This is a genomic window from Corynebacterium sp. HMSC064E10 (genome assembly GCF_001812505.1).
GTDB classification, from domain to species: domain Bacteria; phylum Actinomycetota; class Actinomycetes; order Mycobacteriales; family Mycobacteriaceae; genus Corynebacterium; species Corynebacterium amycolatum.
The window spans coordinates 1428289-1443935 of sequence record NZ_KV809173.1; the positions used below are offsets into that span (position 1 = coordinate 1428289).

A 15647-nucleotide genomic window follows, 5' to 3' on the forward strand; every position below is an offset into this window, starting at 1 on the left:
TGTGACTGAAGTATTCATCGAGAAAATCTCGCTGGCCGACATCGATGGAATCTATCCGGAGACGATGTTAAGCCTGTTTTGGGAACAGGGCATGGAGCATATCCGTACTGCAACTGCCCTACCCCACTTCTCGTCTGAGCCGCGCGAACCTAATTTGGACCCTCGCAAGCCAGAAGAGGATGAAGCCCTCAACGGCGATTTAAAGCATTCGGACAGCCAACCCCCTATTCGGCCAACCGGAGCTAGTGAGAGCCCCTTAAATAGCGTCCTAAGCTCTGATTTAGCCGCCCAGGTGCGCTTGGAGAAGGAAGCATGGCTCAATACCGTCTACCTTTCCTGGGGGCCGTGCGGATATTCGCTACGGCGAAAGCCACCGGCATCACGTATCGATGGGAAGCCTGAGACCGTCGGCACGCTCCTCTTTGCGCCCCCGCGCTTCTGCCCGACGACATTTTCCATGCCTTCCGGGCCAATATCGCCGGATGCGATAGCGCTGACGAGTCTGCATTACAACGCTTTAGAGGTCGATGATGACATGCTCCGCGTTCTCATTGTGACCGCTCTGCACAAGCTCGCGCTGCGCGGGATCTCAGCGGTAGAGGCGTTTGGTTGCAGTGGCACAGCGGATTCTATGTCGGGACCCACGACGTCATCGCCAACGCCTGACGACGGCACGGAGAATCTAATCGCTGATTTCGAGGCGCAACTCGAAGAAAAGCTAAATCCAAAGCCGTGTATCTCAGATTCGTTGGCGGCGATTAACCATAACGCCGGTGATTTAATTCGTACGCGAACCCTTCTTGACTCCGGGTTTCGGGTGGTGACTCCACATCCGATTCATCCGAAACTCCGTATCGAGTTGGATGCGGAATTGGACTGGGATGAAGAAATCGGTCATGCGTTGGATCTAAGTGCGAAAGAACCCTTTATGCGCTCAAAGCTGTTCAGTCTCTAGCACCGGGTTACATAGGCCGGCCGTGTTTAGGCTTTTTCCTCTTCAATCAGCTGAGCAAAGCTGTAAGCGCCGGTCATTGGTTGCTCCTCTTCATCGCCCAGGTACAGACGCTTTACAGCGACAACGATAGATTCGGCAATTACGTCCCGCTGATCTGGGGAAGAAAGAATTGCCACGTCATCCTCATTGGTCAGGTAACCAACGGCGACTTCCACCGTGGGCATCCTGGTCAGACGGAGGAGATCCCAAGTACGGGCGTGCGAGCGGCAGTCCACCAGGCTCGTACGGGCAACAATTTCCCGCTGAATAAGGCCAGAGAGCTGTTCGCCCAGAATGGAGTTGGAGCCCTTCATCGAGCCGAAGTAAAAGGTCGCAATACCGCTGGCGCGGTTGTTGTGATAGTGATCAGCCTGCAGGGAGATGAAGATGTCAGCGCCAAATGCGTTGGCCATCTCAGCTCGATTTTCGATAGATGGGTTGTCGGTACGAGGACGAGACAGAATAGTCTCTGCACCCGCCGCGACAAGACGACCTTCGATGCGAGAGGCCAAATCCCAAAGAATTTCCTCTTCAGAAATCTGACCGTAGGGGCCGTCGACCACGACGCCGGGCTCCCCTGCCCCAAGGCCTGGATCAATGACAATGCGCTTGCCTGAGAGCTTAGGCCCCATCGTGCGCAGGATTTCCTTCTCGTGGAAAGCGTTTACCGAGCCACCAGTAACCCTTCTACCCAAGTAGCTGAGCGCTCGGAGAGTAACGGGGCCACAGATACCGTCGGGCTCCAACCCGTAATTGAGCTGGTATTCACGCACAGATGCATCGGTCTTCGGGCCGAAGTGGCCGTCTACCCGGGCATCGTGGAAACCGAGCTCCTGCAAGGTAGCTTGGAGGACGCCCACGTCCTCACCGGTCATTTGTGACAGTGGATCGTAGGACAGTACGCGGGTGCCCAGAGTGTACGAAGCTTCTCGCAGTAGGCGCAGGGTGCTGTCGCGGATGATGCCGTCGGCATAGACACCGCGGGACTGTTGGAACGCCAGGAGAGCGTTGCGCATATCCTCATCAAACAGGTCGTCGTCACCAGACCACTGAGGCGAGTTCTCCTCTGCAGCTGAGCCCTCCCAGTTGGGCAGAAGCCCAAGACGAGCCAGGGTAGAACGTACCTCGGCAACACGAGGTGACCTATCGCCCACCTTCAGAAACTCTGGCACGAAAACTCCCTTCCGAACTCCACAATTATGTTCAGGCCGTTGTGGGGTCCTCACAACACTTAATCAGTATTACTGGCCAGTGAGCTAAACGAAACTTCAGTTAGGAAACTCCGCGCACTCTCAGAGGATATGGTCAGCAATACCTCTTAAGTTGGCGGCAACCTGGTTCCTTCACGGTATTAAGGAAGACGTAAACCGCCATTTCCAGCAAGATTACCAGGTCGCAGGCGCGAATTGATTGTTACGAGGGCGCGTCGGCAAGCCCGACGACAAAACCCCAGAACTAACTCTAAATCACAACCATAACTTCAGTCACATCTTAATGGGGCGTGTCCAAGGAAGGTGGGAGAAGTGAAGTGACGGGTGAGCAGTTGCGACCTCGTATCGGATAAGGAGCAACCCCTGGTTTTTTTAAAGGTGCTTCTCGATGAGCGCCGTGATTTCGCCCTTCGGGCGGACTCCGCGAATCTCTTCGACCTTCTTGCCGTCCTTGAATAGGAGCAGGCTTGGGATGGACATAATCTGGAACATGCCAGCCAGTGCACGCTCCTCATCGACGTTGACCTTGGCGATGACGGCCTTGCCATCGAGCTCGGTCGCAACCTCGTCGAGAACGGGAGCAATCTTCTTACACGGGCCACACCACTCTGCCCAGAAATCTACAAGTACCGGCTTATCGGATTCGAGGACATCGGACTTAAAGGTATTGGCGGTGACAGTTACCGGAGCCATGAAATTCTTCTCCTTAGAATGAGCTCGTTTGAGTTCTTAGTGGTTTTGATTCGTGCTCTTGATTCTAATTTTTCAACCTAGTTTCTTCAGTCTCGCGTACGGATTTGGCGCTAAAGGCGTCAAAAATTAGGGCTTCCGGTGGCGCGAGTGAAGTACTAAATTGTTAATTAATGGTGTTCTTGGGAACGCTGCGAGCGCTCGAGGGGTGCGGAGCGGATCGGGCTATAACACGTCCCGCTGCGCCCTCATTGAGCGACAGCTAACAACAATTGGGCTGACTGACTATCGGGTACTCCCAATAGTTGGATGTCTGCAATCGTTGGCGTTATCCAACAATTGCACCGCCCCAACTAATAGCTGTTTATCCAGCTAGCGAGGCTACCCTGCTTTCAGCTACCGAGCAACAGTTTCCAAGTAGTGCTCAGCATCCAGCGCGGCCTTGCAGCCAGAGCCGGCGGCGGTAATTGCCTGCTGGTAATGCGAGTCAACAACGTCGCCCGCTGCAAAGACACCCTTGAGGGAGGTCTGGGTGCTCGGAGCGGCTACCTGAATGTAGCCATTCTCGTCGCAGTCCAGCTGATTGCGAACCATCTGCGAACGTGGCTCGTGGCCAATTGCTACGAACATGGCAGTCACATCGAGGACGGATTTCTCGCCAGTGACGGTGTCTTCCAGCTCGAGACCGGTAACTGAACCCTTGTCCTCACCAAGAACCTGGGACACAACCTTGTTCGTCGCAAAGCGAATCTTGTCATTGTTCTGGGCGCGCTCAACCATAATCTTTGACGCGCGGAACTCGTCGCGGCGATGGACAATCGTCACCGAGCGGGCGAACTTGGTAAGGAAGGTTGCCTCTTCCATCGCGGAGTCACCGCCACCGATGACGGCGATATCGTGGTCGCGGAAGAAGAAACCATCACAGGTGGCACAGGCGCTGACACCGTGGCCCAGCAGTGCCTGCTCGCCCGGAGCGCCGACATAACGCGGAGCGGCACCGGTTGCCAAGATGACAGCGTGAGCCTTGTGCTCTTCTTCGCCAACCCAAACAGACTTGATGTCGCCGGTGAGATCCATGCGATCAACAATCTCCATGCGCAGGTCAGCGCCGAAGCGCTCAGCCTGTGCGCGCATCTGATCCATTAGCTCTGGCCCCATGATGCCCTCGGAGAAACCTGGGTAGTTCTCCACGTCGGTAGTCGTCATAAGCAGACCGCCAAACTCGATGCCCTCGAACACCACAGGCTTCAGGTCGGCGCGGGCTGCGTAGGTGGCAGCCGTGTAGCCGGCGGGACCGGAACCGACAATGATCAGGTCGTGAACGATATCGCTCATGAAGACTCCTATAATTTTCATCTCTCACATCACATGGCGCACAGTGATGCTCAGTAGTAAGCAAATTTTTCAGCTCCGGGAAAGAAATTACCGGAAACAGCTACCTCAACCAACGTGAGGTTAGCCATCTCTATTCCCCTCCCCTGCTTCGCAGTTGTTAGGCCACCTGCACTTCTTCCAACTGTCGCCGAAGCGCACGACGCGCCCGCGCTCGTCGAGACTTCAACGTTCCGCTCGGTTGCCCAATACTGCGAGAGGTCTCTTGCAGCGAATACCCAAAGATGTCCAAGTACAACAGGGCATCCCGCTGATCCGTTGGTAACTGCTCCAATGCGGCGACCATAGTCACTCGTAGCGGAACATCCGGGCAGGGAATCGGCTGTGAACTCAGAAGCGTCTCAAAATCTTCGTCCTTATCGCACAGAGAGATCTCCCCGAAACGACCGCGGATGTGGTCAATACACGCATTCTTCACGATGCACGTCAGCCACGTCGCCACCGTAGAACGCCCGCGAAAACTCGCCGCCCCCGCAATTGCCCGCGCCAACCCCTCCTGTACCCCATCCAAGGGATCGAAATCATCCCGACGATATCGCCGCGCCATAGCTACCAACTGTGGGTAATAACGCTGTGCCAACACCGCGAACGCGCGACGATCCCCCGCCAGGTGCGCCTTTAATAACTCACGATCAACCTCGTCCGCAGATGCATGCTTTCGCATACCGACGACGCCATAGTCCCCCAGTCGCCGACCCGCATGGGCTTTACGGTGACTGTCCCCAATTCGATTTCTTCCCCCAAAGTTCATGGCTCCTATGCAAACACGAAACCTGCGCTCTCCGCTTGGCAAAACTGCCGTGGAGACCGCGGGCTGTGGATGAATTTCAAAATGTCCCAGTAGCTGTGGATAACTTGGGACAACTTAAACTGTTGCCGCCTAAGGCAAGCTCAGAGCGTTATTCCGTACCACGCACCTGGATATCGCCAATTGCAACTGGCAGCAACGAATCCGGGGATTGCTCAGCCAGATTGCGGTCGCCGACAAGTGGGTTGTCCGAATCGGAATTCTGCGACTCAGCATCAGCATTCGTATCAGCATCGGTGTCTGAGTTGCTGTCGGCTACCGCTTCCGCAGCCGTCGGCAAGCTGGAGATCCAGACAACAAGGTTCTTCCACTCGGTGTCGCGGCTATCAATTTCGATAGTTGTCGTACCTGAGGTGGCGGTTGCGCTACCGAGAACCGTTGTGTCATCCAAGTTCGTCGAGTCAGCATCGCGTAGGCCGCGAACTTCAATGTGTGCGCCCGGGGTCGCAGAGACCTTAAGCTCTCGAATGGTTGCCGGTTCATCCAGAGTGACCCGAATACCAACACCAGGTTTAAAGTCCTCTGGACGATTGCCGAACTGGCTGAGGTAAGTAGAAGTTACCCAGAAGCTTTCCTCGTCATTATCGATGGTCAGCTCAGCCATGTCCGGATTGTCTGGACCTGCTGCCGGGTTGTCGGTGTCGGCCTGCCACTCGCTAGCGTCGGCAAGCGAGAGCGTCGTGACCGGAGCCGGGCCGCGTCGTACGGACTCGGAGTTAATCGGTGCGTCCGAGGAACGGTTAACCAGACCAAAGATGCCCGCGGCGACAAGTGCACCGACAATGACTACGCCGACAACGACTGCGCCGGTGCTGAATGCGCGGGTGCGATTCTTGGTGTGATGAGCGTTTGATTGGGCTGCACCGCCGGCATCGACGGATTCGCGCGCACCGGTGTCGGGGTCGATTGCGAGAAACTCCGAAGAATCGGGGCCCAGCGCTGCGGCGCGCAAATCCTCGGCGAGCGTGCGAGCTGGCGACTCCTGCCCATTGAAGTTCTCCGGGCGTGTTTGCTTCGCGCGGTCGATGGCAGCAGAAATATCAGAGGGGATGTTCGTCACGCTGTAGAACAGCTCGTCGATGACTGAAAGCAACGCGCTGTAGTCCGAACGTTGCGAGCTATTGGGCAAAACGACGGGGAAAGCGTCGTAGATGTGGCCGTCGCTGCTGATTCGCAATTGTCCAGGCTTGTTTGTCAGGCCAAGGCAGCGCCCAGATTCGTGGGCGTCGGCGATCGTCTCGGCAAGTGATGCAACTGCGAGTGCCAGGGCATCCGGATGGGCGGCCTGATCGAACCGCTCAATACCGATACTGCTGGTCCAGTCGGCGACGATGAGCACCTCGGTGCGTGTCTTCGCCACGCTATGAATCCGCGACATTCCGGCGCCAGCCAAGTCACGCAGCTCATTGGTCGTCGTGGCAATCTTCTGGGCGGCAGCCGATGGCGAAGTGTCGTAGTACGGCAGTGCAATCGTGTCGACGAAGACAAGTGCGACATCTGCGTTATCGGGATCTCCCATATCCATGGCGCGCCACAGGCGCAGACCTGGGTAGGTCGCGACTTCAGAACGCAGACGGAAACGACCACCTGAGACCATCTCGCCGGGTACATAGCGGGTTGGGCGAGAACCCTGCGTCGGCATCGGCGGCAGCAGCGGCGAAGCGGTGAAGCCCTCGTTTGCCAGACCCGTGGCCTCGCCGATCAGGTTCGACGGGGCAATCGAGAAAGCATCAGCGGCGAAGCCACGTTCGCGCTCCATATCCTCACGGTCGGCGACGGCATTGTCGGCTGCATGAGGCTGCGGAGCAAAGCGGCGTAGACCCGGGATGCGGCCGAGGAAGCCGCCCAGAACGCGGACCTCTTCCAATGGAGCCTGAGCGAGCACCAGGCCGGTACCGATGAGGAAGACCACGCCGGTGACGATGGTCTGCAGCAGCACGCCGAAGGAACCGAAGAAATCGAACAGCACAAGGTCGGTCAATGCGAATGCGCCCCAAGCAACGGCGACACCGACAAGCGACGCCCCCAGTGCCCACAGCACGGTGTGGACGGTCGCCTTACTGTCCAAGTGTCCGAGAGTGCGGCGCAAGAGCAAGAAGCCAATTACTGCGCCGGCGACGAAACCGAAACCGTTGGCAGCACCGAGCAACACGACGACGGTCTCATCGTCAGAAGCCAGACGAGGAGCGAAGAACGACAGAATCACCTTGACGGTGGTAATGCCGAGGATGATGAAAGTCGGGGTCCAGGCCTCTTCACGGGCGTAGAAAACACGCAAGTGCAAAAGCACGATGGCATATGGAATAAGCGAGAACGCCGAGAAGGACAGCGTCCAGCCAAGAATCTCCGCGGTTTCGCGGGGGAACTCCAGATACGCGAAAAGACCGACGGCGATGGGGCGGCCGAATGCGGTGAAGAAGGCGACGATCGGCACCAGCGCAATCATGGTCAGACGCGTACCGATGGATAGATCGCGGACCACTGCCCCATCATTACCGTCGGCTGCATTGCGGGACAGTCGCGGCATGATGGCGGTCAGCAAGGTAACGCCGATGATGCCGTAGGGCACCTGCAACAGCAGCCAAGCCTGCTGGTAAATCGTCGGCGCTGCCTTGGAGGCAGTCGAGGCAATATTGGTGGTGATGAAGTAACCAGCCTGGGAAATTGCCACGTAGGTGATAATCGCAACACCCATGCCGGTGAACTGTTTGATGCGGTCGTCGATACCCCACAGCGGACGCAAGTCAATGCCCGCGCGCTTGAGGTAGGGAATCATGATGGCTGCCTGAATGACGACACCCAGAGTGGTACCAAGACCCAAAAGCAGGATGTGCGGATCGGAGAGTGAACCGTCCGAATCCGGACTCAATTGGCCGGGCAGGAACAGATATAGCAAGAGCGTGGCAATGGCCACGACGTTGTTGGCGACAGGTGCCCACGCACCGGGTTTAAAGATTCCCTTGGTGTTTAGCACCGCCATGAGCAGCGCAAATATGCCGTAGAAGATGATTTGCGGCAATAATAAGAACGCAAATGACGTCGCCAGCGGAACGTTGACCTTACCGGCCTCGTTAAGGCTCAATCTGGTCAATAGTGGCGCACCTATCACTGCTAGCACCGTCACCACTGCCAACAGCGTCATAGAGACAGTCAAGAGACGTCTAATGAAGGCGGCACCGTGATCTGGATCCTCCTTCTCCGCGCGCACCAACACCGGCACCACCAGAGAAGTCAGCACCGCGCCGAGGACGATTTCCGTAATCAGGTTCGGCAGTGTGTTGGCGACGTTGAAGGCTGAAGCCACAGCCGGACCCAGCGTCGCGCCGATAAGCAGGTTTCGCAAAAAACCCGTAATGCGTGAAATCAGGGTAGCGATTGCCATCGAGCCCGTGGAGGCGACGATGTCCGAGTTCGACTGTTCCTGATTTGCGTCCGTCGTCGAGTCCGCGGAGGAATCGCCGGAAGCGGTTGCTGTCGCAGTTGCCGCCTTTGCCGGCGATGGTGATGCCGATTCCGTCATCGCGTCAGCGGCGGTATCGGCATTTGCCTTATGGCCGGATACGCGAGTTAGGTCCGGGGCCGCTTCGGCCGGCTGAGATTCAGCCGTTGGCCGCGCCGCCGGAACCGGAGCCGGTGGCGCGGGGCGACGAATGCGGCCTCGAAGTCCAGATTTATGCGCGTCTGAGTCAGTCACATGTCCTATTGTTGCTTAAAAGGGGGTCTATTTCCGAAAGTACTGTGACCGTTTTGCGGCAAAAAACCCACCAACAGTGACGATGACGAGGGTCACGATAGCCAAAACCCCGACGGAAGCGCCGGATTGCACGGAAATACTCACTGATTGAGAAATAGGCGTGCCGCCAGGTGATTCGAGCCACAACAACAGGTTGTGGGAATTGTCTCCACTATCCCGTGGCCGGTCTCCCTCTGGAGCATTGGTTGCCGGAGTGGATTCTGCATCATCACCCGACTTCGGAGTGAACTGAACAGTCACCGACCCCTTGGCAGGGATGGCGGCCTCATACTTCTCCTCCAACACCGAATCTCCAGCGCCGACGCGCACGAACGCGGGAACCGGCAGCGGCAGACCATTGCGAGCCAGCACCGCAATCGGCGACAGCTGCGTTGCGCGGGTGTAGACACCGCCAGGAGCTACCAATGTCACTGAATTGCGCAGACGTCGAGTCATAACCAGTGCCTGGTCGCTGAGTTCTTCGCTCCGCCGCTGCACGTCAGTTGACTGCAGCTGATTTCGCCGGCCGAGAGTGGTAAACGAGCGCAGTAAGTCGTGCCGCAGGGGGCGGGTGAATTCATACCGCGTCAGCGCGACGTTGGGGTCGTTGGACATGATTGTGGTCAGGTCCGTGATTTCGCGGGAGGCTATCCGAGCCTTCTCCACGAGCGCTTCACTCACCGGCGCGGGATCGGCGAACTCGTCAACTGGGGTAACCGAGCCCGCATCCAGGTCGCGAGCTGCGGCGGTGATGGAATCCATCAGCGGAGTCAGCTCAGCCAGGTTAGCGTCCACGGCTTTCCGAACCGCGGCCATGAAATCTTCAGCATCGCTAGCGCGTGGATCCCAACCGGACGGTGGTGCTGCCACCACAGCCGCGCGAGGGGCATCCGAATCAGTCAGTGATTGGAACAGAGTGCCAATCGCTGTCTGCATCCGTGCAGCCTCGGAGTCGATTCGGAAATCGAAGCGTCCGAGCAGATTCGAATACGCCACAGTCTGGGGCGACCGTCCTGTTACAGCCAGAGAGGCTGTCAGTGCCCCAGAGAGGGCGAAGGCGCGGCTACCGTCGGCAAGCACACCACTGTGGCCAGGCCGTAGTGTCTGACCATCGGCGGTGATAGCGGTGTTGTCCGCGACCAATACGGTGGTGTCGTGCGCGGCTTCGGGCGGAGTGGGCGAGGGAGGCATCGTCTCGCCGGTATCTACGCGGTCTTCGAATGCGTGCTCCGGGGTGGTTCCGCTCAGAGCTGTCGCCGCCGAGTACAGCGGGGCGCTTTCCGACGTTACGTATCCCTCGGCCGGCAAATAGATACCCGGCAGTGTCTGAACGTCCAAATGCTTGGCGATGGTCTGCCGACCAGCGGCGAGTGCCTCCATGGAAAGCTCTTGATCCGCCACGCGAGCTACGGCGCTGGCATCGGTGCCGCCCCACGGCAGTGACAGTGTGCATGTGTCCTGTGTGAGATCGTGCAGCCGGTTAAGCCAGTCGGCGGCATTGTCGCTGGCGGGCATATGCGTGAGATTGGTGTCATCCGCGTTTCCCCAGGAATCCCGCAGTCGTGGCGAGGACTCCACAGGACTTGGGCGGCTGGTGCCAATCCAGTAGTCACGGGTCATCCGGGAGATTGCATCGAGGGTCTCCGGGTCGATGGCGATGCATGTCGATTCCCGCAACCTCTCCCCATCGGGGCCGGCAAAGCCTTTTTCCAACGAGGTGAGCAAACCGTCGAGGCGGCCACCGCGTTCAAGAGATTCGGCCAAAGAATTGTCGGTGAGGATGAGATTCGGCGACGAGGGTGCGTCACCGGTCTCACCGCCGACCACTGGCACTGGCTGGCTGATGGGCCAAATCAGCGAAAACGGCACTGGGTCACGGCGGGTGGGCGCATCGGAATTGTCGGTCTCATCGTTGTCGTTCTCATCGCCGGCAGGCGGTTCCGGCTCATCACCCGCGGCTTGCGAATCCGTCACCGGTAGCAGTGCGCGTGTTTCCGCCAGCAGGCGGTCGATGTCATCTGCCGGTTGCCCGTTAGCGTTGATGAGCAGCGGAAACGTGCCGGCTTCCGTGATGTCGAGTCCTTCTGGGGCCGGTGCGGAGATAGGAACACTTAGCGTAACCTCACGCGTCTCGCCCGCTTTCAGCTCGATGGGGGCACTGAAGGTCCCAGCCACATCAAACACCGATTCAGGCTCAGCGAGAATCGTCCGCGCATCTGCAGAGGAAGCTAGTGCGCCGGCCCGCTGTGGGCGCAGCGCAACATTGCTGATATCCGCGTCGGAGGTGTTGTGCACCTGCACCTTGATGGTCAGTGTCGAATGTAGAGCCGCGACATGCGGAGTGAAGCTGGTTATCGAAAGCCGAAGGGGTCCCTGTTCACCGACTCGATTGGCACCACTGCCCCACAACTGCTCATCTTGCGCAAAAGCTGGGGGCGCAACGGTCGTCGGCAAGCACAGTATGAGCGCTGCGGTGGCGGCCGTGACTTTACGAACAACATTCCTTGGCAACTGCAACCTGAACATGCGCAATCACCTCGGCGTCTGCCGGCCTGCTCGCTTTTCCGCGCGGGCGAGATCGGGCAGCAGATTGTGCGCGCGCCGGGCCAGTTTGCGTTCGTCAGCGTAGGCCAACCGCTCCACCAGGGTGTCTACCGGGACCCACATGACCTGAGTGACCTCGGGGTCTTCGTCGTTCAAATCGCCATCGACATAGCGCAGAAGGTGATGGTGCACGGTCTTGTGAATCCGCGTGCCATCGGAGACAAACCAGTAGTCAATCACACCGAGCTCCTCGATGACCTCGCCGCGAATGCCCGTTTCTTCCCACACCTCACGTTCGGCGGTGGAATCGAAAGCTTCGCCGGGCTCGACATGGCCCTTGGGCATCGACCACAGCAGGCGCCCGCGACGATCGTGCCGACCAATCAGCGCGACATAAATCCGTGACAGGTTGACTTTGCCGCCATCGCCGACCGCCTCAGCAAGCCCCGAGACGACCAGTCCGCCCGCCGAAGTCTCAATCGAGGTCTGCATCGGCGCTGCATTTTGCGCGCGCGACGAGTGCGCACGGCGATTGTTCGTGCGCTTCGTCTGTGCGTGACGACGGCGATTGTTCCTATCCTGACCGTTCTTACGGCCACCGCGGTAGTTCGACTGCTTCGAGGGTCGTGCCGACTTCGGTGATTTGGAAGATTTCTTGGCGCCACCGGAGTTTGGCTTGGCCGATTTGGGGCCATTGGCACCGGAGCCACTACGTTTTGCGGAATTTCCGCTGGTAGTAGCGCTATTGGTGTTGGTGGACGCGGAAGCGTCACCCCTTCTGCGCGGTCGCCGACGACGTCGACGGCTCTTCGCCGCCGAGTTGTCATTGCGTACCACGTTGTTCATTCCACTTAGACTACCGGGTTTATAGGTATAAGCGGGTATTGTGTCGGTCGTGACACAATCGACTCCTTCAACGACAAATGGTGACCAGCCCGGGGCGACTACACCTCACGGCGCTACTCCGGCGGCTGCTGATGCGGACCCACAGGTGCGCAGGACGGCAATGCTGGCAGTGGCGGATCAGGCGATTGCCAAGGAGTCGGAGATTCTCGATTCGCTGGCAGCTGCGTTTAGTGCAGCTGGCCATCGTCTGTACCTTGTGGGCGGTTCTGTGCGCGATGCTCTCTTAGGGCGACTGGGCGTGGATCTCGATTTCACCACCGACGCGCGCCCGGAGGTGACACGCGCAATCCTCGATGACTGGGCGGACATTGTCTGGGATACCGGCATTGAATTCGGCACACTCTCCGCGGAACGGCATGGCCGTCAGGTGGAGATCACCACCTTCCGCGCGGATACGTATGACCAGGTCAGCCGGAATCCGGAGGTCACTTTCGGTGACACGTTGGAGGGCGATCTAATCCGCCGTGACTTCCGCTGTAACGCCATCGCCGTGGAGCTCCACGGTGACGGCACCCGCACCTTCCTTGACCCGCTCGGAGGTTTCGAGGATCTTGTCGCGGGTGTGTTGGATACCCCGGGTGCGCCGGAGGTCAGTTTTGGCGACGACCCCCTGCGGATGCTGCGTGCCTGCCGCTTCGCATCCCAGTTGGGGTTCGATGTGGCACCGCGTGTGCTCAAGGCGTTGAAGGAAATGTCCAGCGAAATTGACCGCATCACGGTCGAGCGCATCTCCACCGAGCTGAACAAGCTCATCCTGGGTGCGGACCCAAGCCGAGGTATCGACCTGATGGTGGAATCGGGGTTGGCCGACCGCGTGCTGCCGGAGATTTCCGACATGCGCATGACGCAGGATGAACACCGCCAGCACAAGGATGTCTACCAACACTCTCTGCAGGTCATGCGGCAAGCTATTGACCAGGAAGAACCCGGTGAACCGGACCTCGTACTGCGCTGGGCGGCACTGCTGCACGACTGCGGCAAACCCGCTACCCGTGCCTACAACGAGCAGGGAAACGTCACCTTTTACCAGCACGAAGTGGTTGGTGCGAAGCTGGTGCGGCGCCGCCTTCGGAAACTGAAGTTCCCGAAGAAGACCAACCACGAAATCTCGCAGTTGGTCTACCTGCACATGCGCTTCCACGGCTACGGCGAAGGCAAGTGGACGGACTCGGCGGTGCGACGTTATGTCAACGACGCCGGAGATCTGTTGGAACGACTCAACAAAATCGTGCGGGCCGACTGTACGACGAGAAACCGTCGTAAAGCAGCACGCCTCGCACGAGCCTGCGACAGCCTGGAAGCGCGAATCAAGGAGCTCGCCGAGCAGGAGGACCTCGCACGCGTCCGCCCCGACCTGGATGGCAACGAAATCATGGAAATTCTGGACCTGAAGCCCGGCAAAGAAGTCGGACAGGCCTGGAATTACCTGAAAGAGCTGCGATTGGAGTCCGGTCCGCTGGAGCGTGAAGATGCTATCTTGGCGCTGAAGAAATGGTGGTACGAGCAGTCCGGTGAGCAGGCTGAAAGCGAAAGTGAGAGCTAATGGCATCGATTAATCCGGAAAATCTCTACGGCGACCGGCTTTTTACCAGCCTTGAGCGCAACGACCCGGCTGCCGGGATGCTGCTGCTCGCAGCACCCGGCATGCTCTCGCCGGAGTTTTCCCGCTCGGTGATTTTCCTTATTGAGCACGATGAACACGGCACCCTTGGTGTCGATCTCACGCAGCGTTCGCAGACGCCGGTGCACAATGTGCTCGAGCCTTGGGCGCCGCTGATGGCCAAGCCGCCGGTGCTCTACGTCGGGGGTCCGGTCAACCAGACACAGCCAATCTGCATTGGTGTGGTGCGAAATGGTGCCACCCTCCCAGAGGAGACCGACAGTATTACCGGTGCCCCGCTGATGGAACGCATCGCTCACAGGTTTGCGCTGGTCAACCTCGGTGCGGAGCCGGAGGGCGTACGCGACCGCATAGATGGCGCACGCATCTTCGCCGGTTACGCAGGCTGGGATCCGGGGCAGCTGGAAGACGAGCTCGAGCGCGGTGACTGGTACGTCGCCCCTGCCCTGCCCTCAGATGTACTCGCGCCTGCTGCCGCGGACATCTGGGGTGATTGCATGCGCCGTCAGCCCTGGCCGCTGCCACTGTATGGCACCTATCCCGTAGATGTACGTGACAACTAGATGAGTGAGCACATCAATACCGAAGGAAACAGGGCTGAAGGAAGTAGCGCCACAGGAAACAGCGACCGCAGCGACATAGCTGCCGGCATCCGGCAGACACTGCCTGTGGGCATGGGCCTCATTCCGCTGGGGCTCGCATTCGGCCTGCTTATTGCACAAACTGGCTTTAGCTGGTGGTGGGCACCCATCTTCTCCTTCGTGGTCTACGCGGGGTCGATGGAATTCCTCGCTGTTGGCCTGGTTATGGCGCATACGGGTCTGCTCGGCTGTGCTGTGACGTCCTTTATGGTCAACTTCCGCCACGTCTTCTATGGGCTGACGTTCCCACGCGACCGGATACAGTCTCGTCTCGGTCGCGCATACTCCACATACGCGCTTACCGACGAGTCGTATGCCATCGTCTCTGCGGCAAATGCGGACGAAAAGATGTCGGGCCACCGACTGCTGACGATTCAGATTCTCTGCCAGTTATTGTGGGTGGGCTCCGGTATTGTCGGGGCTCTAACCGGCGCAGCACTGCCCGAGGGTATCCGCGGTGCCGAGTTCGCACTGGTGGCGCTCTTTACGGTGCTGGCCATGGACGCGTTTGAGACTTCCAAGGATTGGTCACTGCCCCTGTCCGCGATTGTTTGCACGTTGGTCGGGTGGCTGATTAACCCGAACCAGATGCTGGTTATCGGACTGCTGATGTACTTCGGCCTGCTGCTGTTGCGCGTGTGGTCACCGCGGGTGGATCGGGTGATGCGCATGACGTCGGCAAGCAAGCCGCGTACGACGGAGGGAGAGCGAGCATGACTGCGTTGCCCGATTCCGGCTATGTGCTTGCCGCGCTCTTTGCGATGGGAGCGGTGACAGTTGCGCTGCGTGCGCTGCCGTTTGCGTTCGTGCGCACTCTGAAGGGGTCTCCCCTGTTCGAGTTCCTCGGCACGACCATGCCGGTTGGAGTCATGGTGGCGTTGGTTGCCTACACCGTCTTCGGGCGGCTAGGACTCAGCGGTGAGAGTGGCGACCCCGGCGCTGCCTGGGCCGTGCCCGTAGCACTGGTGGTCACCATTGGCCTGCACTGGTGGCGGCGTAACACCGTGATTTCGATTTTTGTAGGCACGGCGCTGTATATGGTCCTCGTGAACCTTGTCGCGTGAGGTGCGCTGTGTGGGCGCTGGGTGGGACGGTGCCAGCAGACCA

Annotated in this window: 12 protein-coding genes; 5 read left to right on the forward strand and 7 right to left on the reverse strand. The window is 58.8% G+C overall.

All coding sequences use genetic code 11. The features are described from left to right. The first annotated feature begins 1 nt into the window (after position 1). Entirely contained in the window at positions 2-955 is a 954-nt protein-coding gene (locus HMPREF2860_RS08125) for a hypothetical protein (protein ID WP_070628757.1), read from the forward strand. Between the two features lie 26 nt (positions 956-981). On the opposite strand, the gene HMPREF2860_RS08130 is transcribed toward HMPREF2860_RS08125, so the two are convergent. From HMPREF2860_RS08130 to HMPREF2860_RS08160, 7 genes are all read right to left on the reverse strand, one after another. Further along, on the reverse strand, positions 982-2166 hold the full coding sequence (locus tag HMPREF2860_RS08130) for an N-acetylmuramoyl-L-alanine amidase (protein ID WP_070628758.1): 1185 nt from the start codon (positions 2164-2166) through the stop codon (positions 982-984). A 411-nt stretch (positions 2167-2577) separates the two neighbouring features. Then, the gene (trxA, locus tag HMPREF2860_RS08135; protein WP_070628759.1) at positions 2578-2898 is read right to left on the reverse strand and encodes a thioredoxin; all 321 of its coding nucleotides are present in this window, start codon (positions 2896-2898) and stop codon (positions 2578-2580) included. Positions 2899-3291: 393 nt separating this feature from the next. After that, positions 3292-4230, reverse strand: a complete 939-nt coding sequence (gene trxB / locus HMPREF2860_RS08140) for a thioredoxin-disulfide reductase (RefSeq protein ID WP_005511625.1) — start codon at positions 4228-4230, stop codon at positions 3292-3294. A gap of 157 nt (positions 4231-4387) precedes the next feature. After that, positions 4388-4951 carry a sigma-70 family RNA polymerase sigma factor gene (locus HMPREF2860_RS08145; RefSeq protein ID WP_224786658.1) on the reverse strand — a complete coding sequence of 188 codons (564 nt, stop codon included), beginning with the start codon at positions 4949-4951 and terminating at the stop codon, positions 4388-4390. A gap of 235 nt (positions 4952-5186) precedes the next feature. Beyond that, positions 5187-8789 (reverse strand): murein biosynthesis integral membrane protein MurJ, encoded by a 3603-nt coding sequence (locus tag HMPREF2860_RS08150; protein ID WP_038627076.1) that lies wholly within the window; start codon positions 8787-8789, stop codon positions 5187-5189. A gap of 27 nt (positions 8790-8816) precedes the next feature. Continuing rightward, the gene (locus HMPREF2860_RS08155; RefSeq protein ID WP_070628760.1) at positions 8817-11354 is read right to left on the reverse strand and encodes a hypothetical protein; all 2538 of its coding nucleotides are present in this window, start codon (positions 11352-11354) and stop codon (positions 8817-8819) included. Positions 11355-11360: 6 nt separating this feature from the next. Beyond that, positions 11361-12218 (reverse strand): NUDIX hydrolase, encoded by an 858-nt coding sequence (locus HMPREF2860_RS08160; RefSeq protein WP_187402523.1) that lies wholly within the window; start codon positions 12216-12218, stop codon positions 11361-11363. A gap of 160 nt (positions 12219-12378) precedes the next feature. Between HMPREF2860_RS08160 and HMPREF2860_RS08165 the strand changes: the two genes are divergently transcribed. The 4 genes from HMPREF2860_RS08165 to HMPREF2860_RS08180 all read left to right on the forward strand — a co-directional run bounded on the left by HMPREF2860_RS08165 (position 12379) and on the right by HMPREF2860_RS08180 (position 15604). Then, a complete protein-coding gene (locus HMPREF2860_RS08165) occupies positions 12379-13821 on the forward strand; it encodes a CCA tRNA nucleotidyltransferase (RefSeq protein WP_016421726.1) in 1443 nt (480 codons plus the stop codon). Continuing rightward, complete coding sequence (locus tag HMPREF2860_RS08170; protein WP_016421725.1) at positions 13821-14462, forward strand: YqgE/AlgH family protein; 642 nt, start codon at positions 13821-13823, stop codon at positions 14460-14462. The genes HMPREF2860_RS08165 and HMPREF2860_RS08170 overlap by 1 nt, the downstream gene beginning before the upstream one ends. A 111-nt stretch (positions 14463-14573) precedes the next feature. Further along, positions 14574-15257 carry an AzlC family ABC transporter permease gene (locus tag HMPREF2860_RS08175; RefSeq protein ID WP_049193116.1) on the forward strand — a complete coding sequence of 228 codons (684 nt, stop codon included), beginning with the start codon at positions 14574-14576 and terminating at the stop codon, positions 15255-15257. Beyond that, positions 15254-15604: a branched-chain amino acid transporter permease gene (locus tag HMPREF2860_RS08180; RefSeq protein ID WP_016421723.1), complete on the forward strand. Its 351-nt coding sequence runs from the start codon at positions 15254-15256 to the stop codon at positions 15602-15604. The genes HMPREF2860_RS08175 and HMPREF2860_RS08180 overlap by 4 nt, the downstream gene beginning before the upstream one ends. Positions 15605-15647: the final 43 nt, after the last annotated feature.